The sequence below is a fragment of the Shewanella sp. S1-49-MNA-CIBAN-0167 genome (assembly GCF_040310145.1).
GTDB lineage: Bacteria > Pseudomonadota > Gammaproteobacteria > Enterobacterales > Shewanellaceae > Shewanella > Shewanella psychromarinicola.
The window spans coordinates 1-253 of sequence record NZ_JBEOPO010000390.1 but is presented as its reverse complement, the minus strand read 5'-3'; the positions used below and the strand labels follow the sequence as shown (position 1 = coordinate 253).

Below are 253 nucleotides of genomic sequence, written 5' to 3'. Positions count from 1 at the left end.
ATACAGCAGTTCGTTGTATTAAAAATGGCGCTTATGACTACTTTATTAAAACAGACAATGTCGATGAACTTGCACGAACAGTTCGCCGTGCACTTGAAGTGGTCGGGCTTGAAAGAAACTACCTTTATATCAAAGAGAAGTTTTTAAGCCGAACCTTAGATAACCCGCAAGCATTCAATAATATGCTAACTTGCGAGCCACAGCTATTAGATCAATTTCGCTATCTTGAAGCCGTATCTTGTAGCCCTGAACC

At 40.3% G+C, this 253-nt stretch carries 1 pseudogene; it reads left to right on the top strand.

Annotated features, from left to right (window positions below):
• Positions 1-253 (top strand): annotated as a pseudogene (locus AAEZ00_RS21760) (sigma-54-dependent transcriptional regulator); the annotation flags it as partial.